Here is a 24,749-nt window from a genome sequence, read left to right as displayed (position 1 = left end):
ATAATCACTAAATATGAATAAAAAATCAAATGTGGTTTTGTATAAAAAAGCGTTATTTCGCTATTTAAATGCTATCCATTTAATATTTAAGGAAATTATTTAATAGCTCATGTCCCTGTTCACTTAAAATACTTTCTGGATGGAACTGAACCCCTTCAATTGGCAATGTACGATGACGAATTCCCATAATTTCATCAACATTTCCATCATGTTGACTCCATGCCGTCACTTCAAAAGGGACTGGTAATGTTGTCGCATCAATCACTAAGGAGTGGTAACGCGTCACACTTAAGGGTCGATTAAGTCCCTTAAAAACACCTTGTTGATTATGATGTATTAATGAATTTTTACCATGCATGACTTCTCGTGCTCTGATAACCGATGCACCAAAAGCTTGCCCTATCGCTTGATGTCCAAGACAAACGCCAAGAATAGGAATTTCACCAGCAAACCGCTGTATAGCCTCAAGAGAGATCCCTGCTTCATTAGGAGTACAAGGTCCTGGCGAGATAACAAGATGTGCTGGCATCATCTTTTCTATCTCTTTAAGTCCGATCTCATCATTACGCTTAACAACAACCTCAGCACCCAATTCACAGAAATACTGATAGAGGTTGTAGGTAAACGAGTCGTAATTATCAATAAGTAACAGCATATTAGCCTATCCGACTGATTTTCTTATCATTATCTATTTTATTACTATTTTAAAGCGAGTGTAGATTTGCCAAAATAGCTCGTTGTTTAACCGACTTGGGTACAACAAAGCCGATTATCATAGCACAGGTGTAAAATATGAATAGTAAGCAAGAAAGCCTGCTGATTTATTGAGCAATAACAAAAATGACGGTAATTGATGGTGAATAGAGTGATTAATAGCGCAGTACATACTTATTACAGGGGATCACACGAAAAAAAGAAGGATAAAAAAATATTTTTTTGTGCTAAAAACCCCGGAATGAAAACATTCATTCGGTTTATATGCATTTTATCTTATTAGAATAAGTAAATATCCTATCCTAATAATACGTTTATTGTTTTACGACTTCCGCAGATAAAATAGTGACCGTTTTTACTGGTACATTTTGGTAAGGTCCAATATTACGAGTTGGAGCTTGTGAAATTTTATCGACTACATCCATTCCTTTCACAACTTTACCAAATACGGCATAGCCAAAATCACGTTGACCGTGATCTAAAAATGCATTGTCAGCCACATTAATAAAGAATTGGCTGGTTGCGCTGTCTTTATCTGATGTACGCGCCATGGCAATAGAACCTTTTACATTACGTAATCCATTGTCGGCTTCATTTTTAATTGGCGCTCTGGTTTGTTTTTGCTGTAAATCAGCAGTAAAACCACCGCCTTGAACCATAAAACCGGGAATAACACGATGAAAAGTGGTGCCGTTATAGTACCCATCTTCGACATACTGAATAAAATTTTTCGTTGTGATTGGTGCTTTTTTATTATCCAGTGAGATTTCAATATTGCCTTCAGAGGTGACTAATTTAACGAAGGTTTCTCCCGTTGCCATTGCAAAAGTCGCTGTTGTTAAAGTGCAAGCGGTAACGAAGGTGACAAGAAAACGTTTTAACATGCAGGGATCCTTTACTTTAATAGTCTACAACTTACTTAATATGCAGCGATTCTAATTCGCTGAGGTAAATAGTGCCAATCATTTACCTTTATTTACGCTCAATAAGTCTAATTACGTTATAACAGGGTAAATTTTAATTTTTAAGCACTGTTATAAGTCATTAAATTGCGCCAAAATAGAGCAAATAGTATTTTAGATATTCATTTTCATGCAAAATTGAAATGAGTATGCATGAAAAGCCGCATTATTTCAGAGAGGTTTATACCATAATGACCCAATTTAATTACCAAAAAGCACATTTCATCATCAGTGCGCCTGATATCCGTCATTTACCACCAGATACAGGAATTGAAATTGCCTTTGCGGGTCGCTCTAATGCCGGTAAATCCAGTGCTTTAAATGCGTTAACCCAACAAAATGGACTAGCCAGAACCAGTAAAACCCCAGGTCGCACACAATTAATCAACCTTTTTCAAATTGAAGAGGGCTTACGCTTAGTCGATCTACCAGGTTACGGCTATGCTCAAGTTCCTGAAGAAATGAAGCGTAAATGGCAACGCTCTTTAGGTGAATACCTACAAAAAAGAGAATGCTTAAAAGGCGTGGTTATTTTAATGGATATTCGCCATCCATTAAAAGATCTCGATATGCAAATGATTGATTGGGCCGTAGACTCAGAGCTTCCTACGCTCGTTTTACTGACTAAAGCAGATAAATTAGCATCAGGTGCGCGTAAAAAGCAGTTAATTAGCGTACGTGAAGCGCTAGCAAATAAAGTAGGTGATATTCGCGTAGAATATTTTTCATCATTGAAAAAAATTGGCATTGATAAACTACGTAATACACTTAATGAATGGTTTTCAGGTTCAGAAGAGCAGCCTACAAATGATGATAACGCTTAATTATCTTCTTTTCTCTCAAAGATAATGTTTTGATCTTCTATTGACAAAGGGAAAGTCACTTTTCCCTTTCACTTCTCACATAAACCACTTCAATGAATTTTAGGTAAAAAAATGCTCCAGTCGAAATAAAGTCGACTGGAGCAGCTAATATTCAGCTAAATCCGATTACGTGAAGTAAAAGGTCTGAAAGATAGAACATCTTACCTCTGTACCCTACGAGAGATAATGTACCCTATTTTATTGGCTAATAAAAGCCCTTTTGTAATTTTTTTTTCACATGCAGACACGATTCAGCTATGTGATTATGTATTCAAAGCATAAATAAGTGTAGTTTAATTACATAATTATGAGACTTTAATCACCTACATGAATGTGATTAAAAATAGAACAGATCACACAAAAGGTGCGGTTTATCATTAATGATTTTGTGATACGCTTATTGCGAGACCGTAGTAAATATGTAATTAGCGATAAAATGAGGTATCCATGGCTGTATTAACGCTCTTGCGTTTTCCTGATGAGCGTCTGCGCAGAGTCGCAGTACCAGTGGAAAAAGTAGATGACGAAATACGCACATTAATCGATGACATGATTGAAACCATGTATGCAGAACGAGGTATTGGCTTAGCAGCCCCTCAGGTTAATGTATCTAAACGCATTATTGTAATTGATGTTTCTGAAAACCGAGATCAACCGATTGCACTTATCAATCCTGAAATTATCAGCACTGAAGATGAAATGATGGATATGATGGATGGGTGTCTATCTATTCCCGATTCTTTTGCTCCAACAGAGCGTTACCGTTTTTTAAAGGTTAAGGCATTAGATAGAAATGGGGATGAAATTGAACTTGAAGCCTCGGATTTATTCGCAGGCTGCATTCAGCATGAGTTGGACCATCTTAATGGCAAACTCTTTATTGACCATTTATCTCCGTTAAAACGTCAACGTATTGAGAAAAAACAAAAGAAATTGAGCAAATTGATAAACTCACAAGTTGCTTAATTATTCACTTATCTCTTTTTTCATATTTTGTTGATGAATTTTGACATAAAAAAGCTCGGTTATTAACCGAGCTTTTCTTTTTCTTGCCCTAATAAAAATAAATTTTCACGGTTTTTCTCTCCATCCCCTATACAATAGATTTAAAATATCAACAGCACATTCATTGAGGCAAAAATGGAAAATAGTCGATTTAAGGATTTATGTGAACAACTCAAAGCAGCCGGTGCAACAGACCCCAAATCATGGGTAAAGAGTGAGTTACAGGAAAATATTCCGCAAGTCGCTCGATTCCTCGTGTTAAAAGGACTTACCGATATCTATCATGATGTTGACGAAAATATCGGTGAAATGGATATTTACTCTGATGAGGTAACTGACGTATATCAAAAGCTTGCTTCCCAATTTGATAATCAAGAACTTAAGAGACTACTGCATTTCTATGGGAAATCCGTTATTGGCAAGGTGATTGATATGCTTGATCAAGGCTATCTTTATGATGTTAACGCTAAAGTAGGTTGGTCTTTAATGGAATTAAATGAACAAGGTGAAACAACAGATAGATTAATCCAAGGATTGCATGAAGACTTTCTTGAGTTTGATGAGTCAGAGCTTGTTCCCAACACAAAAGCATAAACAATAAAGGGCACAACTGATTGCGCCCTTTATTTGATAGCTGAGATTTAATATTTAATGGGCTTCATCCCAGTTATTACCCACTCCGACTTCCACTTTCAACGGGATCGCTAATTTCATACTGCTTTCCATCAATTTGTGGATCATGATATTTGCATTCTCTAAATAAGACTCTCGCACTTCAAATACTAATTCATCGTGTACTTGCATAATCATATGCACATCTGCTGGACATTCATTGCAAATCCAATTATCCACAGCAATCATTGCTTTTTTGATGATATCTGCCGCTGTACCTTGCATTGGAGCATTAATCGCCTCACGCTCTGAAGCTTTACGACGAATTGCATTCTTTGAATTAATTTCTGGTAAATAGAGGCGACGCCCTTCTAACGTTTCAACATAGCCTTGTTCAGAAGCTTGTTTACGAGTGCGCTCCATATAGTCCAATACACCTGGGTAGCGTTCAAAATAGAGATCCATATAACGCTGAGCTTCTCTTCTCTCCACACCAATCTGCTGTGATAAACCAAATGCGCTCATACCATAAATAAGACCAAAGTTGATCGCTTTCGCACTACGACGTTGTTCAGAGGTAACTTCGTCTAAAGGTATACCAAACACTTCAGATGCAGTAGCTCGGTGAATATCTTTACCTTGAGCAAAGGCATCTAACAAACCTTTATCTTGTGATAAATGTGCCATGATCCGCAATTCAATTTGTGAATAGTCGGCTGCAACAATTTTAAAGCCTTCACGGGCAATAAATGCTTGGCGAATTCGACGTCCTTCTTCATTTCTTACTGGGATATTTTGAAGATTCGGATCGCGAGAAGATAAACGCCCCGTTGCCGTCACTGCTTGATGATATGAAGTATGTACACGCTTCGTTTTACTATTCACCATCAATGGCAATTTATCCGTATAGGTCGATTTTAATTTCGCAAGACCACGATGCTCTAAAATTAAACGAGGTAATTCATGGCTATGCGCTAATTCTTCCAATACTTCTTCATTCGTTGAGGGCGCCCCTTTCGGGGTTTTCTTGATAACGGGCAATTGCAATTTATCAAATAAGATTTCTTGTAACTGTTTAGGTGAAGAGAGGTTAAATTCTTGTCCTGCTAACGCAAACGTCTCTTTTTCAATTTCTGCTAAACGTTGTGTAATCTCTTGAGATTGAACAGCTAACACTTGAGCATCAATTAATACACCTTTGCGTTCCATTCTCGACAACACAGGAACTAATGGCATTTCAATATCGCGGTAAACATGGTTAAGAGGCTCAATGGCTTCTATTTGAGGATATAGCGCTTGATGGAGTAATAAAGTGATATCAGCATCTTCAGCAGCATATAACGTCGCTTGCTCAACCTCAATTTGGTTAAAGGTCAGCTGACCTTTACCTTTACCAGCAATCTCTTCAAATGTTGTGGTTTTATGATTTAAATGTTTTTCCGCTAAGGTATCCATATCATGGCGGCTACTCACACTATTTAAGACATAAGACTCCAGCATAGTATCAAAATAAATACCGTTTAATTCGATACCTTCATTTTCCATAATGCCACGATCAAACTTCAAGTTTTGCCCAATTTTTAGAATGTTTTTATCTTCTAAAATAGGTTTTAATGCCGCTAGCACTTCATTAACAGGAAGTTGCTCTGGCGCATCTAAATACTCATGACGCAATGGAATATAAGCCGCCTTACCCGGTTCAATAGCAAATGACAGCCCCACTAAACGAGCATCAATATTATTTAAACTGTCAGTTTCTGTATCAAATGCAAATGCAGGCGCTTTCTTAAGAAGTTCAACCCATCGCGTTAAGCTTTCATGCGTTAAGACAGCTTCATAATTCTCTTGTGTAATAACAGGAAAATTAGCTGATGCAGGTACTTCTTTGGGAGTAATGGCTTCAGAGGAGTAAGGTACAGCAACTTTGTGTGTACTCCGTTGAGCTAACCATCCACCATTTTGAAGATCACTGATCCAACGTTTAAACTCATAACGCGTAAACATCGCTAGTAATTGATCTAGATTTGGCTCATTAACCACTAAATCATCAAACGTTTTATCGAGTTCAACATCTGTTTTAATCGTTGCCAGCTTATAAGAAAGTTTTGCCACTTTCTCATGTTCTGCCATTTTGGCGCCCAGTGTTTTAGCACCACGGAAACTCAATGTGGCGATATTATCAAGCTGTTGATAGATATCATCTAAACTACCAAGTCCTTGTAAAAGGCCTAATGCCGTTTTCTCACCGACACCGGGAACACCAGGAATGTTATCAGAAGAATCGCCCATTAATGCGAGGAAATCAATAATCAGTTCAGGAGGAACACCATATTTTTCTTTAACTTCATCAGGACCTAAAATAACGTTGGTCATGGTGTTAATCAGCGTAATCTTTGGCGTCACTAATTGCGCCATATCTTTATCGCCAGTACTGATTAAAACATCATGCCCATCAGCCGCTGCTTTTAGTGCCAATGTTCCAATAACGTCATCTGCTTCTACACCTGAAATAGATAACAATGGTAAACCCATTGCTTGCACCATCTCATGCAAGGGTGCTATTTGTTCACGTAAATCATCCGGCATTGGAGGACGATTAGATTTATATTCCTCATACAACTCATCACGGAATGTTTTACCTTTAGCGTCAAACACAACCGCAACATGGCTTGGTTTATACTGTATTATTAGGCTACGTAGCATGTTCAACACGCCGTACATCGCACCCGTTGGCTCACCTTGGCTATTGGTTAGCGGTGGAAATGCATGATAGGCGCGATAAAGATATGAAGAGCCATCTACAAGGATAAAGGGGTTTTCTGCTATCTGGACCATAATCTGTTCATCATTGTTCTGAGGTTCGTTGATATCACTAGAATGCCACATCACAGCCCAATAGACGAATATTACCTGTTCTTAAATGCAGAAATTCGGCTTAAGTGCCCAATTATTTATTATTGATCGAACTTAACAGAAAGAATAAGTATGGATGATAATTTAATATTAATTAAAGTGATTTTTTATCAAAAGCCATATCCATTAATCTGAATTTCAATTATAAAAAGAGTAAAGCGTAAAACGTACTGTGTAATTTAGAAAGTATTTAAGATAAAGCCATTCTCTCATCATTAATATTAATGTTAGTGTCATCTTTTTCATTAAAGATTTATTTTTTTAGTCAATATCAAAACAACCTGTGGATAACTCTGTGAGTAGTTTTGTAAACCTCTCTATATTAATAAGTTAGCTTTCTTTTCAATTTATTAACATAATTAAAAAAATCAATCACTTAGCGTATTCATCAAGATATTATCAATTAATTGTCGTATTTTTTTATTAATGTGGATAGTTATATTATGACAAAATAAGAGAGTAAAAAAATAGCACTCTTATTTCTTGAGTGCTATTTTTCATATAAGAATCTATATACTTTTACTTAGTCTATATGGAAAAAGTTTAAGTCTCTCTTATTTTTCAGCAATAATTGATTCACAATATCCGAATATGTTTTTGCATATTCCTCTGGTGATTTTGCACTGATACCATCATTTTTCATTTTATATTTGCCACCAACTATCATGGCTGGAACACCATTGATTTGGAAATCAACGACAGCATTCTGTTGTTGGCTAACTAAAGAATTCACGACAAAGCTATTCATTGCTGCATCATAATCTTCGCCTTTAACGCCTGCGTTAATAAAAGCATTACGAATATCGTCAACAGAACGAATAGATTGAGTTTCTTGAATACCTTTAAATAAAACGGGAGCAACTTGATCTTCAACGCCTAAAGCCATAGCCACAGCCCAAGAACGTGTCAGATCTTTACCTAAAGGTCCTAAGAAATCAACGTGATAACGGACAACATTGGTGTTTTCTGGCGCATTCTTTTCAACAGTGCTATTGACTTTATATACTTCAGAAAATTGATAACAATGTGGGCAATAAAAAGAGAAAAACTCAACAACATCAGGCGATGCTGTAATAGGTTTGGAAAGATTCGTGTACTGTTTTCCTTCAGAAATATCAGCAGCAGAAACACTGAATGCTAACACCATACTTGCTAACGCCAGCCAAATTTTTTTCATTTCTCATCGTCTCCTAAGAATTAATACATTGGGCTAAGTTGTGAAGGAGGCTCATTTAATTGCTCCACTTGCCCCTTGAATAAGGCTAATTGTTTAAACCAAAAATCTTGATCTTGAAACCAAATAAAGGCACGAGGAAAAGCAGGATCATTCCAGCGTTTTAATACCCACGCGAGATAATGCACCATTCTCATTGCTCTTAGTGGCTCAATTAATGACAACTCACGTAAATCAAAATCTTGATATTCATTATAAGACTCAAGGATTGTATCCATTTGTATAACTTGCTCTTGCCGCGAGCCGTTTAATAACATCCAAAAGTCTTGTACCGCAGGTCCCATTCGGGAATCATCAAAATCAACCATCACCACGTCATCACGCCACAATATATTACCAGGATGGCAATCACCATGTAGCCGTAACATTTGCCATGCAGAGTCCTCTATTCTAGGACGCACATCATGAATAAGTTTATCTATAACCTCTATAAACTGAGGTTTGAGGTTATTAGGAATTAATGCACTACTTTCAAATGCTAATTTTGGCGCTCTCAGATATTCTGCAATAGAAAGGGTTGGACGATACTCATAACTCTTCTTTCTACCTATTTGATGAATGCGCCCTAATGTGCGTCCAACTTCTTCTAGATGAAATAAATTATCCGTTTCATATGCTCTTCCCCCTATGCTGGGAAATATTGCAAAATAAAACCCATCATCAGAAAAGTGGACTGTCTCACTATTAATCATTAAAGGAGCCGCAACGGATACCTCGGCTTCCTTTAATGCTAAAACAAATTCATGTTCTTCTTTTATTTGTTCATACGACCAGCGTTGAGGACGATAAAATTTCACCACATAACGTTGTCGATGTTCATCTACAAATTGAAAAACACGATTTTCATAGCTGTTTAGCTCTATTAACCCTGACTCAGGATAAAAACCGATTTTAACTAACGCGTCCCAAATGTTATCAGGTGAAAGTCCCTGAAAATTAAATGAGGCAGACATTTCCATTTTCTATCCTGAATTTAATCTTTAATTACACCACGAGCACGTAAAATAGCGGTTTTAAAATCTTCTTCGTAATCTTTTTTCAGTCCTGGTATCACATCTGTCGGCGCTGAGCCGCGCATTTTTAGATGGTAAATCAAAATATCATCAGTCAGATCAGATAATTGACCTTTAAAACCCGCTTCATCAGCCAGTTTCTGCAATAATTGAATTAAGTTTAAATCAGAATTTTCTTCCCAAACTGGGTGCAATAATTCCATAACTTCATTAAGACGGTGACATTTCATACAAAAAATCCTTATTATTAATGACAACAACAAAGTACCAATTATTATCCGATAGAAAAAGGAAACCTCTGTCAATATGCGTAAAGATTACGCTTTTTTGATAAAAATTGCTGTTGCTTTACATGAAATCTCATTAAGTCGATATTTTTTATTTAGTATATCGTCTTTCCTTGATAAAAATCGTTCGGAAATTTTAGCCAATTTATTCACAAATATTGAATATGAAAATGAAGAATATTACAGGTGGTATACTTGCAGGTGGCCAAGCGACACGAATGGGAGGGGCAGATAAAGGGCTTCAAATTTTACATGGACAGCCTTTATACCGCCATATTGCCCAAAAATTAGCACCTCAAGTTGATAGTATACTGATTAGTGCTAACCGAAATTTAGAACAATATCGCCAAAGCCAATATCCGGTTATTACAGATGAAATAGAAGGATTTTCTGGGCCTTTAGCTGGCATGCTCACGTTATTAAAGCAAGCCTCAACACCTTGGGTTGTTTTTGTACCTTGCGATGTTCCCTATTTTCCTCTTAATTTAGTTGAAAAACTCTATGAGCAAAAAGGTGAAGCGTTAGCCGTTTATGTTGATGATGGTGAAAGAGAACATCCTACCTTAGCACTGCTAAATCGTCGTATTATTCCTATGCTAGAAGCATATTTAGCGCAAGGTGATCGAAAATTAATGCTGTTTATGAAACAGATAAATGCGCACCCTGTTTTATTCGCCGATCAAGCGAGTGCTTTTATTAATTTGAATACGCCTGACGACATTGAAAAAGCCAACAAATTAAAAAAATAGGAATAAAAAACATGGCACAAGCAGATTTACCCCTTTTAGGGATCACAGCATGGAGTGGAACCGGTAAAACGACACTACTGAAACAACTTATTCCACAATTACGCAAAAGAGAAATTCGCGTAGGTATGATCAAACACACTCACCATGATATGGATGTGGATAAGCCCGGAAAAGATAGCTACGAGCTTAGAAAAGCAGGTGCAGACCAGACATTAGTCGCAAGCCAACAACGTTGGGCATTAATGACAGAAACGCCAGAACTCCCAGAATTAGATTTGTATTATCTCGCATCTCGTTTTGATGCAGATAAGCTAGATTTAATCTTAGTCGAAGGATTTAAAAGCGAAACCATTCCTAAAATTGCACTTTATCGTCATATCAATGAGCGTAATTTTAATGATTTACTTGATGAGCACGTTATTGCCGTTGCCAGTGATTGTGATTTAAGCGTAGATTTTCCACTACTAGATATCAACGCACCTGAAGCTATTGCTGAATTTATTGCAGATTGGCTGAAGCAGACGAAATAAAAAATTATAAGTCATAGAGCGCCTTATAAAGGCGCTCTATTTTTAATTAGATAAAATAAATTAAGCAAAAATAATTGCTTGATAAGGCTGAAGGATAAGCTCGCCTTGTGCATTTTCCACTATTGGGCTGTTATGCAAATAAATATCTTTCGCTTTTATGGTTAGTGCTTTTTCTTCACCACTGAAATTACAGTAAATATTGATTGAGTTATCTTCATAAATACGTTTAAAAGCAATCACATTTTTCTGGTGAATTTAATGGCAAAAACTCACCATAAATCAAAATATCGCTGATCTCTGAATGTCGTCTTAATGCAATTAATTGTTGGTAATAAGCGAACAGAGAATGCTTATCTTGCGTTTCTTTCTGTGCATTAATATCAACATAGTTAGGATTCACTTTTTAACCATGGTTTACCTGTACTAAAACCACCATTTATTTCAGTATTCCATTGGAAAGGTGTTCTTGAGTTATCACGGCTACGATCATTAAAATATTCCATTATTTGCTTATCGCTATAACCTAATTTATGCCCCCATTCATATAATTTAAAGACATGTAAATCATCATGTTCCTCTAATGTCATAGGACAATTTGTCATACCGATTTCTTGTCCTTGATAAATAAAAGGTGTTCCTCGTTGAGTTAATAAAAATGTCGCTAACATTTTGGCACTAGTTGGATTAATACCACCTTTAGGGAGAAATTTATTTAATGAACGAGGTTGATCATGATTTTCTAAATAAGGTGCTCCCCAACCAACTCGTTGAGTATCTAGTTGGCTTTTAATAAATACAGGTTTTAATCTTTCACCTGTGATTGGATTAAGGGTGAATGGCTTTTCATTGCGAATATCTAAGTCAGCGATACTAAAATCAAATACCATGGAGAAATAACCATTTTCACCAACATAAGCACACAAATCTTTTTCAGGCACATCAATTTCTGCAACCGTCATACTATTTGCAGGCTTAAAAGTATTCTCGGCTAATTCAGTTAAGAACTTATCAATACCCGGTTGATTTAAAACCCAAGGTACTAAAGATGCAGAACCATCGTCTTTGTCAGGCTCAAATTGATATTCAGATAAGGCTTCAGGGGATTTTTTTTAAATTACCAATCGCATCAATGCGAAATCCTGCAACACCTTTTTTTGATCCAGACATTAATCATATTGATAATATCTTTACGTAATTGTGGGTTTTCCCAATTTAAATCCGGCTGTTCAGGGCCAAATGAATTAAAATACCAACGATTAGTTTTTCCAACACGGCTCCAAACCGAGCAATCAAAATAAGTGCGTAAATTATTAGGGGGAGTCGATTTATCCCATTGTTTAAAAATATAATAATCGGCATATGGGCTACTAGGATCTTCAATTGCTGCTTTAAACCAAGGATGCTCATTAGAAGAGTGATTTAAAACTAAATCGAGTAGAATTTTTATATCACGCTTTTTAGCTTCGCTAATAAGGGTATCCAACGCGTTATTATCGCCAAAAATAGGATCAACCACAGAATAATCAGCAATATCATAACCATTGTCTTTCATTGGCGATTTAAATATGGGACATAACCAAATAACATTTGTACCAAGTGACTGGATATAATCTAATTTTTTCGGTGATCCCCAGCTAAAATCCCCCAACACCGTCCCCCATTACTATCATAATAACTCTTGGGATAAATTTGATAGACCACCGCTTCTTTCCACCAAGTACTAGACATATTCACCTCACCAAGGTAATTCGTATATATGGAACTGTTCCATAATTAATATAGAATACTATAAGCACTAAAAGAGAGGGTAAGGTAATTAACATACTAAAATGTGAAATAGCTCATATTAAAAAAAACACAATTACCTCAATAAAGATGGGTTTCTCATAATCATATTAAGATATATTAGGTCATCAACTAATTGAAAGGAGCAACAGCATATTCAATGGCGGGGATCCGGGATGTCGCAAAAAAAGCAAATGTCGCAGCAAGCACTGTTTCTAGGGCATTAAATAATAGTGGTTATGTATCTCAAGCTGCGCGAGAAAAAATAAAAAAAGCGGTAGAGGAATTAGACTATATTCCTGATACTTGGCTAAGAAATTTATATCAACAAAAAAGCGCGGTTGTTGGTGTCATTATTAATAGCCTTGAATATCCTTATTTTGCGACTGTGACACGTTTTATTGAAAATAAGCTCGCTGAAAATGGCTATAGCATGATGTTATGTGCAACACAAAATAGCAAAGTACGTGAACGTATATTTTTTGATATGCTTAAACGAGGTCAGATCGACGGTATTATTGCAGAATATCTGCTATTGGATGATAGTGAATATCAGCATATTCAAAGACCCGTGGTAACACTAGATCGTCATCTTCATGATATTCCATTAGTTTGCTCTGATCACCATACTGGTGGTCGATTAGCCGCAGAACACCTTATTCAAAAAGGTTGCCAAAACATTCTCTATATTGAAGATAATTCAAGTTATTTATCATCAACTCCTTCATATCAAAGCTGTTTAGCTTTTAAAGAAACGCTTATTCAGGCTGGTATTAAACCTATTCCTTGCAAAGTAAATTGGAAAAAAGAAGAAAAAGATTATTTTCAATCGTTTGCCAAAAAAACACTTTCTTTGCATTCAGATATCGATGCTATTTTTGCTGCGGATATTCCCGCCATAGCATTATTTAATGAAGCAACAAGGCGAAATATCGTCATTCCAGAACAACTAAAAATTGTCGCTTACGATGGCAGCCCCTGGTTAAATCAAACACTGCGGCAATTAACCTGTATTGAACAGCCCTTTGAAAAACTAGCTGAAAAAAAGCGTAGAAGTAATTAGTGCATTAATTGAGAATAAAGAAATAACAGATAATGTCTCTGTTATTCCAGTGACGTTTATTCAAGGTGAAAGCAGTTAATGGTTGATTCAGTTCTTATAGCCGTTTTGTGATAAAAAACGCCAAAGAAAGTTAGCCCTCTTTGGCGTTTTAATTGATTATGTTTTACTTCAAAACGAAATAAAAGCTACCGTCTTTATTTTGCAGGACGAACAGCGATAACTTCAATTTCTACACGCCATGCTGGATTTGCCAGTTTAGCGATTTGGAAAGTTGAACGCGCTGGCAATTGTTCAGTTTTAGAAGCATCAAAGTACTTAGAATAGCCATCCATAAAGCCTTTAAAGTCCATCTCACCTTTAGTTTCTTCACCGCCAACTAAGAAGACTTGCATTTTAACAACGTCTTTCATGTCTAAGCCAAGTTCATTCAAGTGAGTTTTGATTTGCTCTAATACACTGATAGTTTGTTCTTCAGTATTACCATAAGACGCTAATACACCTTCTGGCGCATCTGCTGATTTCTTAGCAGGAACTTTACCGCTTAAGAAAACAAGGTTGTTACCTGCACTCACTTCAACAGATTCTGAAATAGGCATACCGTTTAATTTATGGTGCACAACACCCTCCGCATTCGCACTTGCTACACCAAAAATAAAAGGTAGAGCAACAAGTAAACTTTTATAGCGCATGAAAACTCCTTAACATGTTTAATTTACAGTAAAACAAGGGGTTACTTATTTCTTAAAACGATCCATACTAAATGGTGTTGGATCAATAACGGGTTTTTTGCCCGTAACAATATCCGCAGTCACTTCACCTGCGGCAGGACCTTCAGTCATACCCCATACTGTTGCTGTATTGATAACCAGACCAGGGTACTCTTTGACCTCAGAAATAATTGGCAATTCATCAAATGTTGGGCTAACAACAGCCCCCCAACGTTCTACAACTTGTGATTTTTCAAATACTGGGAATTCTGCTTTCATTCTTTGGAATACAGCATCTAAGTGCTCAGTATTTTGTGTTGCTGTTGCAATGCGATATTGTTCAAACGGTGTTTTTTCATCTAATTTCCAAGATGTTGCCATCTTGAATGAATTAAATAAGTCTTCACCAATAGAAAATTCTAATGGCAGCTCACCACCACCTAATAGGTGCATGAACTTAGGCCCTAACAAGAAGCTATCTTTCACGATAGAACTGGTGAAAATACGTGGCGCGACAGCATAAGTTCCATCGGCTTGTTCACGGAAGTGAATACCATTTGGTAAATGCACGTTACCACGAGGTGCGCCTGGAACACCGGATACACGTTGTTGTGATAAGTAAACATTCAGCGTTGGAATATCAATGCCCATGTTCCCCATAAATAAACGTGACCAAATACCACCAGCAAGAACAACGTGAGATGTTCTAATTGCGCCTTTTTCTGTTACAACATCAGAAATTTTACCACCCGCAGTTTCAATGCCTCTTACCGCGCAGTTGGTATAGATTTTCACGCCAATCTGTTTAGCATAGCGTGCTAATGCTGGTGTCCCTGTTTCAGGATCAACAGAACCTGAGTCTTCTTCAAAAGCGGCAACCGTCCATGGTGTTTGAGCACCAACAAGACGATTTGATAACTCTTCACCTTTAATAATGCGAGTATTTAGTGGTGTATCAAATCCTGCCGTTTCTTTTGCTGTTTTGATCCATGCTTGAGCTTTATCAAATGCTTTTTCATCTGCAAGGGCTTCTACACGACCTTGTGTACGATAACTGGTATCAGCACCAATTTTCTCGTTCATTCCACGCCATAAGATTTTCCCGTAATGGTGTAATGGGAAAATTTCGGGTGATGTTTGATAACTAATAATTTGGCTGTATGCACGGCCAGATTGTTCACCACCAATCTCGCCTTTTTCTAAAATAGTGACACTCATGCCACGTTCTGCAAGGTTGATAGCGGTCATAATACCTTGAATACCACCACCAATAATCACTGCATCAGACTCTTTAGGCAGAGCACCCTCTGTACCTTCGACAAACGATACTCTAGATTTAGCTTCAACGAATTTGCCATCACGACGAACCATCGGAACTAATGCAGCACCACCGGCTAAAACACCCGCAGCACCAACACCTAAAAGCAGCTTTCTCCTTGAAATTTTCATCTTCTACCTCAGTAATGGATTTACCATTTATATTTATAATGTTATTAGTTTGTATCTTTAAAAGTGGATATTACCATAGTTCATTATATTGTTAATAATTATAATTATTTGTTAAGCATTTCACTAAGCAACAATATCCATAGATACTATATGGTTACTATAATTACTTTTTCTCATAAAAAAACCGTCAGTTACAGATAATCATTTATTGAGTTAATTATTGTTATGCAATGATAAATAAGAGAATTATCTACAAAATTAAAGTTGTTAATGGAAAGTGTAATCATGCATTTAATTAACATTTTGATACAAATAAGCATGTAAATATGTCAAGATTTGTTTACAAAATAAGCAAACCTATCGCACAATTACATAAATAAAAAAATGAATGTTGACTATGAGATAACTTTATTTTTAAAAAATAAGTCATTTCATTGAGTGGCTGGTTTTTGGGTCAATAAGTAGATAAATATGCTTTTTGGAAAATAGGTAGAAAAGAGGATATTTGAGGGCGACATAAAACTGAAATAAAGACAAATTCTCAATAAAAAAGCCAGAGGGTTAACTCTAGCTTTCCACGTAATAATAAAAATAAGCTTACACAATATAAATGGTAATGGCTTATCTCATCGTCACAAATTCTTCTGCTGCTGTTGGGTGAATTGCCACCGTATCATCAAAGTCTTTTTTTCGTTGCGCCCATTTTCAGTGCAACGGCAAAACCTTGTAGCATTTCATCCATACCAAAACCAATACCATGAATGCCAACAATTTTTTCGTCTGCACCAACACAAACCAGCTTCATACGGCATGGTTGACGATGACGAGTCACCGCACTATACATTGCAGTGAAAGACGATTTGTACACTTTCACTTGGTCTGCACCATATTGCTCAATCGCTTGAGGCTCAGTTAGACCAACAGTACCAATAGCAGGATGGCTAAATACAACCGTTGGAATATTAGAATAGTCTAAGTGTTCGTTCGGTTTATTGTTAAATAAGCGCTCTGATAAACGACGCCCTGCGGCAACAGCAACAGGCGTTAATTCAACCGCCCCTGTATTATCGCCAACAGCATAAATGCCTTTTACATTGGTATTTTGGAATTTATCGACTTTGATATAGCCTTTTTCATTTAACTCAACACCCGTTACCGACAGATTCAAGTTATCCGTTGCAGGCTCACGGCCAATTGCCCAGATTAAGGTATCAACTGTTTGCTCTGTGCCGTTTTCCAGTTGTAGCGTTAAACTTCCATCTGCATTCTTTATCACGGCTTTAGGAATAGCGTGTGTATGTAACTTAGGCCCTTCCGTTTCCATCACTTCTAACAGTGTTTCGACGATTAATGGGTCAAAATTACGCAGTGGTGCATGTTTACGTACAAATAGATGTGTTTCGCTACCTAACGCATTTAACACACCCGCAAGTTCAACCGCAATATAACCCGCACCAACAACAGCAACACGTTTGGGTAAAGCAGTTAACTCAAAGAAACCATCAGAATTAATACCATACTCAGCACCTGGAATATTCGGTTGAACAGGACGACCTCCTGTTGCAATCAGAATATTATCAGCCGTGATCTTTTCACCATTAACTTCAATAGTGTTGGCATCAACAAAACGAGCAAACCCTTGGATAACATCAACTTTGTTATTACCTAAGACACGGTCATAAGATTGATGAATACGGTCAATATAAGCAGAACGGCTACTGATGAGGGTATCCCAATCAAAACGGTTCACTGTGGTATTAAAACCATAATCAGGACCATATTGATGAATAGCTTCAGCAATTTGCGCTGCATGCCACATCACTTTCTTAGGTACACAACCCACGTTAACACAAGTGCCGCCTAATGCTTTCGCTTCAATTAATGCACATTTTTGTCCATACATTGCAGCTCTATTAATTGATGCGATACCACCACTACCGCCACCGATGGCGATATAATCGTAATGTTTGCTCATCATTTCTCTGATCCATTTATCTGTAGAAAAATAGGTAACTCACAGGCTAAGTCTTTCATGTCATGAAATCTATTATGACAAAGTTTAAAACATAGCACGTCAGATTTTAGCTTTTACAGTAATAGGCAAAAACAATAATAAAGAGGCTTATTCTGGTACAACCCACTCCACTAATGTATGCCCAATCCCCTCAGGAACTAAGATTTTATGTAACCAAGGGAGTATTGATTTCATTTGTGATTCTAATTTCCAAGGCGGATTAATCACAATCATGCCTGATGCCGTCATCCCTAGTTGATCACTATCCGGTTTTACTGCTAATTCAATTTGTAAAATCTTACGGATCCCTGTTGCTTCAAGCTCTTTTAACATACGCTTGATTTGCTGGCGATGAACGACGGGATACCAAATCGCATAAGTTCCAGTGGCAAAGCGTTTATGGCCTTCAACAACACCTTTCACAACCGCAGAATAGTCTTGTTTAAGTTCATAAGGTGGATCAATTAATGCGAATCCACGGCGACTTGGTGGAGGTAACTTAGCTTTTAATTGGCCAAAACCATCTTCACGAGCAACTCGCGCTCGCTTATCACGAGAGAATTCGGTACGTAATAAAGGAAAATCCGTTGGATGTAATTCTGTTAACGCTAGAGAATCGTGTTCTCTTAGTAATTTTCCCGCTAATAGCGGCGATCCTGGATAATAACGCAGTTCCCCATTTGCGTTTAATTCCCCAACCGCTTCAAGGTAAGGCAAAATAAGCTCAGGCACTTCTTCTTGCTGCCATAAGCGAGCGATCCCTTCTAAGTATTCGCCAGTGCGAGTCGCATGAGCATTGGTTAATTGATACCGTCCAGCGCCAGCATGAGTATCAAGATAAAGAAAAGGTTTCTCTTTCTCTTTTAAAGACTCAATGATGAGTGTTTGAACAATATGTTTTAAAACATCGGCGTGGTTGCCAGCATGAAAACTATGGCGATAGCTCAGCATTCTTTATCTTCCGTTAGAAATAAGTATAGCTTAGTAATTAATTTACTCTGAAATAGTGATTAAACTCAGTGTATCAGAAAAAGCCGAACTTCTTCATTGAAAGCGAAAGAAACGTTGTGTCTTAGTATTCAACCGTTATGATAAGTTTATATTTCACTTAAGTTTAAATAGGATAAAAAAGATGAAAAAATTACTTTTTACTGTCATAACCTTAAGCTTACTTGCGAGTAATGCTTATGCCAATAGTTCAACCAATGGCTGTGAGATAAAAAAACAGAATATCCAAAAACAAATGGAATATGCAAAAGCACATGGTAATCAATATCGTATCCAAGGCTTGGAGCGAGCATTACAAAATGTTGAACGCTATTGCACTCCTGAAAAAGTGGTTGAAAATACGCGCCTTGAATTACGTGAAAAACAACTCGATGTTGAAAAGCGTGAACTGGAATTAAAAGAAGCACAACTTAAGGGTGATGCAGCTAAAATAGCTAAACAAGAAAGAAAGCTAGCTGAAGAAAAAGCTGATTTAAAAGCAATTGAAGAAGAATTAAACCTACTGACAAAGTAGTTATCATCAGTAATTAATGTCTACTCCTTATTTGACTGTGAAATACAGAATAAAATAATAAGTGAGTAGCCATTCTCTTAGTAAACTAAACTTAATTTCATAATTACGGTATTGGTTTTTTTTATCCTTTTATTAAGCACAAGATTATCTACACCTTTTGATAGGGCATCATCTACACTTAAGCTATAACAAACAAATACATATCCTAAATCAGTGGCTAATTACAATAAGCATAAGGTGTATAATAGAAATTAAGCTATGATATTTTTGAGTGAGAACTATAGTAGTGACACTCAGTTATTAAAAAATGGACAGATCTAATTAAAGAGGACATATGTCAGAAGAGCAGCAACCCAAAACAGAAAACGAAAAAACTCAACTGACTCAGCCACTCAAAAAAGGGCTGGAAAAAGGGATCCATGGCGGAAAGAAGGCCATCGGTATTGGGATAAAAATCAGTAACTTTATTACTCACATCCCTTTTATTGCACATCTTATTCGCACTGCCGAACGCTTTACTGACAGAATGGGAAATCAGTTTGGTGCCGCTATTACCTATTTTTCATTTTTATCATTAATTCCTGTATTAATGCTTTCCTTTGCCTGTGCAGGTTTTGTTTTAGCCTCAAACCCAGATTTACTCGCTAAATTAATTACAGGTGTCGCAAATAGCATTGACGATCCAACGCTGGCATCCACGGTTCAACAAAGTATTGATACTGCAGTTCGCCAGCGTACTACCGTGGGTTTAACCGGTTTAGCAATTGCACTTTATTCTGGTGTTAACTGGGTGGGTAATTTACGCCAAGCCATCCTGGCGCAATCTCGCCCCGTTTGGGAAAGAAACAAAGAAGAGCAAGAGAAAATCTATTTTCGCTACTTTCGTGACTTTTTAGCGCTAATTGGCTTACTTTTTGCGTTAATTGTCACTATTACACTCACTTCTGTGGCAGGTTCAGCCCAACGAATGATTGTTCATACATTGGGATTAGATGGCATTGAATGGCTAACACCAGCTTGGACGATCATCGGCTTAACGATTTCCATTACTGCAAATTACTTACTCTTTTTATGGATATTGTGGATCCTTCCTCGCCATCAACCCAAACGAATTTCGCTTATTAAAGGCACACTTATCGCGGCCATTGGTTTTGAAATATTAAAATCCGTCATGACATGGATGCTACCTAAAATCGCAAGCTCACCTTCAGGTGCCGCATTTGGTTCAGTGATAGGCTTAATGGCTTTCTTCTACTTTTTTGCCCGATTAACGCTCTTTTGTGCCGCGTGGATAGCCACCGATGGTCCAAATATGCGCAAAGAACAGTTGAATGAAACGCAATCAACATCTTAACTTTATGATAAAACAACATGGTTAATTCCCTGCATTAACCTCCTATAAATAACGTAATAAGGAAAAAAAAATGCCATACGTTAATATTAAAATTACACGCGAAGGTGCAACCGCAGAACAAAAAGAACAACTCATTGCGGGAGCAACACAACTTTTAGTTGATGTATTAGGCAAAAACCCAGCAACGACCGTTGTGGTCATCGATGAAGTTGAAACAGATAACTGGGGAATAGGTGGTAAAACAGTCACCGAGTTACGAGCAGCAACAAAAAGTAAATAAAGCATTTCTGCAATAAAAATAAAGGGTGCCAAGTACACCCTTTTTACTGATTTATTATCCTGACAGATAAGGAAGTAACTATGGTTCAATCAATGACTGATGCTTTTCATGCCTTACCTTCAGCAAGTGCTATTTATATTACAGGTGCAGGTATTCAGTACCCTTTTGGTATGGCACATGGATTTGCTGACGAAAGTATCCAGAAAAAATTAACTGTAGATACACCTTTTCGAATCGCGAGTAATACAAAAACTTTTCTCGCAGCTGCTTTTTTACGTTTATGGGAACAAGATGCCCTATCCCTTGATGATGATATAACTAAATATTTAAGTGCTAACTATCAACAGACATTATTAGAGCTAGGGTATGATCTTAAAACCATTACGCTACGCCATTTATTAAGTCATAGCAGTGGCTTATTCGATCATGCCAATGAAGCTTACCTCGAAGAGGTGATTAAAGATCCCACTCATAAATGGACACGAGAAGAGCAAATAGCGCGCTATGCTCAACAAGGCTTTCCCATTATCCCTGCGGGAAAACGCTTCATTTATTCAGATACAGGATACATTTTGTTAGGTGATATCCTTTCTCAGTTTATGAAAAAAAATATGGCCACCGCCGTGCGTGATTTATTGCATTTTCAAAACTTAGATTTACCACAAACGTGGTGGGAAGGTTTAGAACAACAACCTAAGCATTTTAAAGCGCGAGCTAGACAGTTTACAGGTGAGCATGAAGGGACTCATATAGATGCTTCAATGGATGCTTTTGGCGGTGGTGGGCTTGTGATGACCACCCTTGAGTTAGCTAAATTTACTGCAGATTTGTTCGAAGATAGAGTTTACTTACATCCATCGACCTTAAAAGAGATGAAATGGCAAGGCTCACATACCGGTGCGGAAAATTATCGTTTAGGCTTAATGGCGGAAGAAACTAGCTTAGGCACACTTTACTACCATCTTGGTTATTGGGGCTCAGTCGCTTATTATTTACCTGAAAAACAGATTGCTATTGCCGGTTTTACAACCCAAAGAAATCATCGTGAAGATTTGATAGCCATTATTAAAGAAGCGTTTAAACGCCTTTAAAATCAAAAAATAAAAAGCCAAAAACGTATCAATCACACTTTTGGCTTTTTGTTTATCTTATGGCTGATATATTTTCAATATCAGCCTATCCCTGATTTATTACAATTTCTTCGTTGGTGCTGGAGTTGTTGCAGCAGGCGCTTCAATCGCTTTATTTGGTGTAGCATTAGTTGCAACCGGTGCAGGTGTATTTGTCATTTCAGGATGAACTTGCTTTTCAAATTGAATTCGTAATTCACCTAGATTTACCGTTGGCGTTTCACCACTTTGCGTTAATACAAAAGTAATATCTTCAGATAAAACTCTTGAAAGCTCCTGATTTAATGTCTCTTTTGTTAAACCCGCTAAAAAGGCTTGGCGTAAGCGCTGATATTGTTCAGGTGGAATATCAATAATATTACTTTGTTGTGATAACAAACGCTGATTAATTAAAATAGCCGTACTGGTTTTCGCATAACGAGCAAACAATTGAGTTAATTGAAGTTGTTTCTCTTGTTGTAGCTCTTGGTATAACTCATCACTAATACCTTGGTTACGCAAGCGCCCCAATTCTTCTCCTACCCATGATGCTAATGCAGGAATATGCGCTGTGGCAGTATCAAGATTTAAAGAACAACTTGCACGCTGATATTGTACTCGGCAATCAATGTTAATTTGCGTACTGTCGTTTTCCTTACGCTGTTCAAGGCTACGACCTAAATGCACAAAAATCACTTCACGAGCTAAATCACTTAACCAATATTTATTTAACGTGTCCGAATCTTTTACTGGCGACCAGTCTAAATCCCAAATTAAAGCAATTTGATCCTTTGCACGCATAGGCTCTTGCACATATAACGTTTCAGGTTTCATATCGGCAAGAACAGGTACTGGAACGGGGGTTACACGCTTTCCTGATAGAGGAGAAAAGGCCTGATTAATACTTTCAGTCAATACTCGATTATCAACATTACCTGCAACATAGAGAGTCATCATATCTGGGGTATACCAACGCTGTTGGTAATCTGACAGCTCTTTCGTATTGACAGATTGATTAACCGGTTTGCCCGGATTGTGGCCTTTTAAATTAGACCCTTCAAGACGTGAGCGCCAGATAGGATCTTCAATATTAAGGGGAAACGTTGCAACGGGAAGTGGTGATTGAACTGCGTTACGAACCGCATCTTCAGTATATTGTGCAGGTTTAGCAATACCCGCTAATAATGCAAAAGCATCCTTTAACAGCTCAGGCTGATTATTCGGTAAACTTAGATTATAAACAGTAAAATCGTATGAAACGATCATTGGAGGCAACGGATAATCAGGATCTAACGCATTTTTCCATAAGTTATCACGTTTCTCTGGCGTTAAACCTGTATTTTCCAAAACATTAAGTTTGGACACCAAGGATGAAAAACCCGTTTCACTGCTTTTTTCTGATAAAGAACCCGTATTGACTAATAAACGGATCTGTATTCTATCATTTGGGCGTTGCGGTGTTTGTAAAATTTGCCACTGAAAGCCATTTGCTAGTCGCCCTTCTTGCCAAGCTGGATCAGGCTGTAAAGCCTCTGCTTGAACTTGGCAAACAACAGCGCCGAACATAACGCTTCCCAATAAAATTCGTGTCATTACACCCTGCATGTGAACCTCTGTTGTATTAATCCTTGGTATTAAACCACTTATGAGGTTTAACAATAAGTGCCAAAAGACATGTTTGATGTCGGATGTCTATCTTTTGTATTATCATTCTTTATCACCACAGAAACATGAAATGAAATCACTATGGTGATTAGACTCATTATGGTGTAAGAAGGTTCAGACCTTTGGCAATTTTTGCTCAGATTTTTGATGATTATATCCTTTAACCAGCAAACCAATCTCGTCATCACAATGTGATTTGGGACAAGATAACGCTGAAACTTTGTTATCTTTGTTGAGGGTCACGGCGATTTGGCGTAAAGGTTTTACAACAATACGGTTAATACACCAACTAATAGCAACCGTCAGAATAAGCCCCATCAGCAGATATGTTGTTAGCATCAATGCAACAGTATTACTGGCAAAACGATAAAAACGATTTGTATCTGCCTGTAAAATGAGATGACCACTATAGGACTTATCATCTGTTGAAGTAATACCTAATGGCTGTAAAGGAATAACAGCTTCAACGGGGATACCAAAAAGCCAGCTTGAGAATTCAGAGACTTCTTTTTTAGGTGCAAAGTCTAAATTCATCACTTGCACATTTTCAGGTTGCATAACAATCGCTTTACCTAAAATGCCTGTTGCTTTTAGTGCAACGATTTGTTGTTTAGCATCGTTCAAATCTGATCGTAACAATGCATCAGCAAGTGGTTGCTGGATACTTACACCGGCATTAAAAAGCTGATTTTGATAATCTTCACGCCGTTGATCTATTAAATAAACAAGCTGAATACTGATAAAAATAGCAATAGTCACCAACGTAACGCCCGCAACAGCGGCCATCTGTTTTATTGTTAATGAATGTTTAAGATGAGGTTTCACCGTTGCTATTTCCAATATACATAGTCTGAACAGAGTGATTATACTGTATTTTTGTGATTATGTATCACCTTTACCAGAAAGAAAATAATGATTA

The 24,749-nt window shown here is 37.2% G+C and carries 26 protein-coding genes and 1 pseudogene; 10 read left to right on the top strand and 17 right to left on the bottom strand.

Annotated elements, in window-relative coordinates; translation table 11 throughout:
• Positions 1 to 79 precede the first annotated feature (79 nt).
• On the bottom strand, positions 80 to 655 hold the full coding sequence (locus BHE89_RS18220) for an aminodeoxychorismate synthase component II (RefSeq protein WP_069369600.1): 576 nt from the start codon (positions 653 to 655) through the stop codon (positions 80 to 82).
• 373 nt (positions 656 to 1,028) lie between these two features.
• Positions 1,029 to 1,598: a peptidylprolyl isomerase A gene (gene ppiA / locus BHE89_RS18215; RefSeq protein ID WP_069369599.1), complete on the bottom strand. Its 570-nt coding sequence runs from the start codon at positions 1,596 to 1,598 to the stop codon at positions 1,029 to 1,031.
• A gap of 269 nt (positions 1,599 to 1,867) precedes the next feature.
• Here ppiA and yihA point away from each other — a divergent pair, with 269 nt between their 5' ends.
• Positions 1,868 to 2,500, top strand: coding sequence for a ribosome biogenesis GTP-binding protein YihA/YsxC (gene yihA / locus BHE89_RS18210; protein WP_069369598.1), 633 nt, complete (start codon positions 1,868 to 1,870; stop codon positions 2,498 to 2,500).
• Between the two features lie 151 nt (positions 2,501 to 2,651).
• Here yihA and BHE89_RS27525 read toward each other — a convergent pair whose 3' ends face one another.
• Positions 2,652 to 2,699 (bottom strand): hypothetical protein, encoded by a 48-nt coding sequence (locus BHE89_RS27525; protein ID WP_438361642.1) that lies wholly within the window; start codon positions 2,697 to 2,699, stop codon positions 2,652 to 2,654.
• Between the two features lie 287 nt (positions 2,700 to 2,986).
• On the opposite strand from BHE89_RS27525, the gene def reads away from it, so the two are divergent.
• Together def and BHE89_RS18200 are read left to right on the top strand one after the other, a co-directional pair.
• Positions 2,987 to 3,505, top strand: coding sequence for a peptide deformylase (gene def, locus BHE89_RS18205; protein WP_069369597.1), 519 nt, complete (start codon positions 2,987 to 2,989; stop codon positions 3,503 to 3,505).
• A 174-nt stretch (positions 3,506 to 3,679) separates the two neighbouring features.
• The gene (locus BHE89_RS18200; RefSeq protein WP_069369596.1) at positions 3,680 to 4,138 is read left to right on the top strand and encodes a hypothetical protein; all 459 of its coding nucleotides are present in this window, start codon (positions 3,680 to 3,682) and stop codon (positions 4,136 to 4,138) included.
• 54 nt (positions 4,139 to 4,192) lie between these two features.
• Here the strand turns inward: BHE89_RS18200 and polA are convergent, their stop codons facing one another.
• The 4 genes from polA to BHE89_RS18180 all read right to left on the bottom strand — a co-directional run bounded on the left by polA (position 4,193) and on the right by BHE89_RS18180 (position 9,546).
• Positions 4,193 to 6,991 carry a DNA polymerase I gene (gene polA / locus BHE89_RS18195; RefSeq protein WP_069369626.1) on the bottom strand — a complete coding sequence of 933 codons (2,799 nt, stop codon included), beginning with the start codon at positions 6,989 to 6,991 and terminating at the stop codon, positions 4,193 to 4,195.
• 601 nt (positions 6,992 to 7,592) lie between these two features.
• Positions 7,593 to 8,246: a thiol:disulfide interchange protein DsbA gene (gene dsbA, locus BHE89_RS18190; protein WP_128860702.1), complete on the bottom strand. Its 654-nt coding sequence runs from the start codon at positions 8,244 to 8,246 to the stop codon at positions 7,593 to 7,595.
• Between the two features lie 20 nt (positions 8,247 to 8,266).
• Positions 8,267 to 9,262: a serine/threonine protein kinase gene (locus tag BHE89_RS18185; protein WP_069369594.1), complete on the bottom strand. Its 996-nt coding sequence runs from the start codon at positions 9,260 to 9,262 to the stop codon at positions 8,267 to 8,269.
• Positions 9,263 to 9,276: 14 nt separating this feature from the next.
• Positions 9,277 to 9,546, bottom strand: a complete 270-nt coding sequence (locus BHE89_RS18180; RefSeq protein WP_023583277.1) for a YihD family protein — start codon at positions 9,544 to 9,546, stop codon at positions 9,277 to 9,279.
• A 221-nt stretch (positions 9,547 to 9,767) separates the two neighbouring features.
• Here BHE89_RS18180 and mobA point away from each other — a divergent pair, with 221 nt between their 5' ends.
• Complete coding sequence (gene mobA / locus BHE89_RS18175) at positions 9,768 to 10,352, top strand: molybdenum cofactor guanylyltransferase MobA (RefSeq protein ID WP_069369593.1); 585 nt, start codon at positions 9,768 to 9,770, stop codon at positions 10,350 to 10,352.
• Between the two features lie 11 nt (positions 10,353 to 10,363).
• On the top strand, positions 10,364 to 10,882 hold the full coding sequence (mobB, locus tag BHE89_RS18170) for a molybdopterin-guanine dinucleotide biosynthesis protein MobB (protein ID WP_069369592.1): 519 nt from the start codon (positions 10,364 to 10,366) through the stop codon (positions 10,880 to 10,882).
• Positions 10,883 to 10,942: 60 nt separating this feature from the next.
• On the opposite strand, the gene BHE89_RS26370 is transcribed toward mobB, so the two are convergent.
• The 4 genes from BHE89_RS26370 to BHE89_RS26355 all read right to left on the bottom strand — a co-directional run bounded on the left by BHE89_RS26370 (position 10,943) and on the right by BHE89_RS26355 (position 12,530).
• Entirely contained in the window at positions 10,943 to 11,122 is a 180-nt protein-coding gene (locus BHE89_RS26370) for a hypothetical protein (protein ID WP_286146281.1), read from the bottom strand.
• Positions 11,109 to 11,282: an alpha-amylase family glycosyl hydrolase gene (locus BHE89_RS26365; protein WP_286146280.1), complete on the bottom strand. Its 174-nt coding sequence runs from the start codon at positions 11,280 to 11,282 to the stop codon at positions 11,109 to 11,111. The genes BHE89_RS26370 and BHE89_RS26365 overlap by 14 nt, the downstream gene beginning before the upstream one ends.
• Positions 11,272 to 11,895: an alpha-amylase family glycosyl hydrolase gene (locus BHE89_RS26360; RefSeq protein ID WP_286146282.1), complete on the bottom strand. Its 624-nt coding sequence runs from the start codon at positions 11,893 to 11,895 to the stop codon at positions 11,272 to 11,274. The genes BHE89_RS26365 and BHE89_RS26360 overlap by 11 nt, the downstream gene beginning before the upstream one ends.
• A 113-nt stretch (positions 11,896 to 12,008) precedes the next feature.
• Complete coding sequence (locus tag BHE89_RS26355; RefSeq protein ID WP_286146279.1) at positions 12,009 to 12,530, bottom strand: alpha-amylase family glycosyl hydrolase; 522 nt, start codon at positions 12,528 to 12,530, stop codon at positions 12,009 to 12,011.
• 297 nt (positions 12,531 to 12,827) lie between these two features.
• Between BHE89_RS26355 and BHE89_RS18160 the strand changes: the two genes are divergently transcribed.
• Positions 12,828 to 13,730, top strand: coding sequence for a LacI family DNA-binding transcriptional regulator (locus BHE89_RS18160; protein WP_128860701.1), 903 nt, complete (start codon positions 12,828 to 12,830; stop codon positions 13,728 to 13,730).
• A 194-nt stretch (positions 13,731 to 13,924) separates the two neighbouring features.
• Here BHE89_RS18160 and BHE89_RS18155 read toward each other — a convergent pair whose 3' ends face one another.
• The 4 genes and pseudogenes from BHE89_RS18155 to BHE89_RS18140 all read right to left on the bottom strand — a co-directional run bounded on the left by BHE89_RS18155 (position 13,925) and on the right by BHE89_RS18140 (position 18,851).
• A complete protein-coding gene (locus BHE89_RS18155; protein WP_069369589.1) occupies positions 13,925 to 14,419 on the bottom strand; it encodes a RidA family protein in 495 nt (164 codons plus the stop codon).
• A 45-nt stretch (positions 14,420 to 14,464) separates the two neighbouring features.
• Positions 14,465 to 15,886, bottom strand: a complete 1,422-nt coding sequence (locus BHE89_RS18150; protein WP_069369588.1) for an NAD(P)/FAD-dependent oxidoreductase — start codon at positions 15,884 to 15,886, stop codon at positions 14,465 to 14,467.
• Between the two features lie 621 nt (positions 15,887 to 16,507).
• Positions 16,508 to 17,861: pseudogene (gene gorA / locus BHE89_RS18145) on the bottom strand (glutathione-disulfide reductase).
• Between the two features lie 147 nt (positions 17,862 to 18,008).
• Positions 18,009 to 18,851 (bottom strand): 23S rRNA (adenine(2030)-N(6))-methyltransferase RlmJ, encoded by an 843-nt coding sequence (locus BHE89_RS18140; RefSeq protein ID WP_069369586.1) that lies wholly within the window; start codon positions 18,849 to 18,851, stop codon positions 18,009 to 18,011.
• A gap of 181 nt (positions 18,852 to 19,032) precedes the next feature.
• Here BHE89_RS18140 and BHE89_RS18135 point away from each other — a divergent pair, with 181 nt between their 5' ends.
• The 4 genes from BHE89_RS18135 to BHE89_RS18120 all read left to right on the top strand — a co-directional run bounded on the left by BHE89_RS18135 (position 19,033) and on the right by BHE89_RS18120 (position 22,147).
• On the top strand, positions 19,033 to 19,422 hold the full coding sequence (locus BHE89_RS18135; RefSeq protein WP_069369585.1) for a DUF1090 domain-containing protein: 390 nt from the start codon (positions 19,033 to 19,035) through the stop codon (positions 19,420 to 19,422).
• A 334-nt stretch (positions 19,423 to 19,756) separates the two neighbouring features.
• Entirely contained in the window at positions 19,757 to 20,776 is a 1,020-nt protein-coding gene (gene yhjD, locus BHE89_RS18130; protein ID WP_069369584.1) for an inner membrane protein YhjD, read from the top strand.
• A 70-nt stretch (positions 20,777 to 20,846) separates the two neighbouring features.
• Positions 20,847 to 21,056 (top strand): 2-hydroxymuconate tautomerase family protein, encoded by a 210-nt coding sequence (locus BHE89_RS18125; RefSeq protein ID WP_006534633.1) that lies wholly within the window; start codon positions 20,847 to 20,849, stop codon positions 21,054 to 21,056.
• A gap of 80 nt (positions 21,057 to 21,136) precedes the next feature.
• Positions 21,137 to 22,147, top strand: a complete 1,011-nt coding sequence (locus tag BHE89_RS18120; RefSeq protein WP_069369583.1) for a serine hydrolase domain-containing protein — start codon at positions 21,137 to 21,139, stop codon at positions 22,145 to 22,147.
• 99 nt (positions 22,148 to 22,246) lie between these two features.
• Here the strand turns inward: BHE89_RS18120 and BHE89_RS18115 are convergent, their stop codons facing one another.
• Positions 22,247 to 23,758 (bottom strand): insulinase family protein, encoded by a 1,512-nt coding sequence (locus tag BHE89_RS18115; protein WP_286146278.1) that lies wholly within the window; start codon positions 23,756 to 23,758, stop codon positions 22,247 to 22,249.
• Between the two features lie 186 nt (positions 23,759 to 23,944).
• Complete coding sequence (locus tag BHE89_RS18110) at positions 23,945 to 24,655, bottom strand: HAMP domain-containing protein (RefSeq protein ID WP_069369581.1); 711 nt, start codon at positions 24,653 to 24,655, stop codon at positions 23,945 to 23,947.
• Positions 24,656 to 24,749: the final 94 nt, after the last annotated feature.

The sequence above is a fragment of the Shigella sp. FC1967 genome, from assembly GCF_001743005.1.
In the GTDB taxonomy this organism is placed as follows: Bacteria; Pseudomonadota; Gammaproteobacteria; order Enterobacterales; family Enterobacteriaceae; genus Proteus.
The sequence above is the reverse complement of the archived record's forward strand: the minus strand, read 5'-3'. Positions and strand labels throughout refer to the sequence as shown.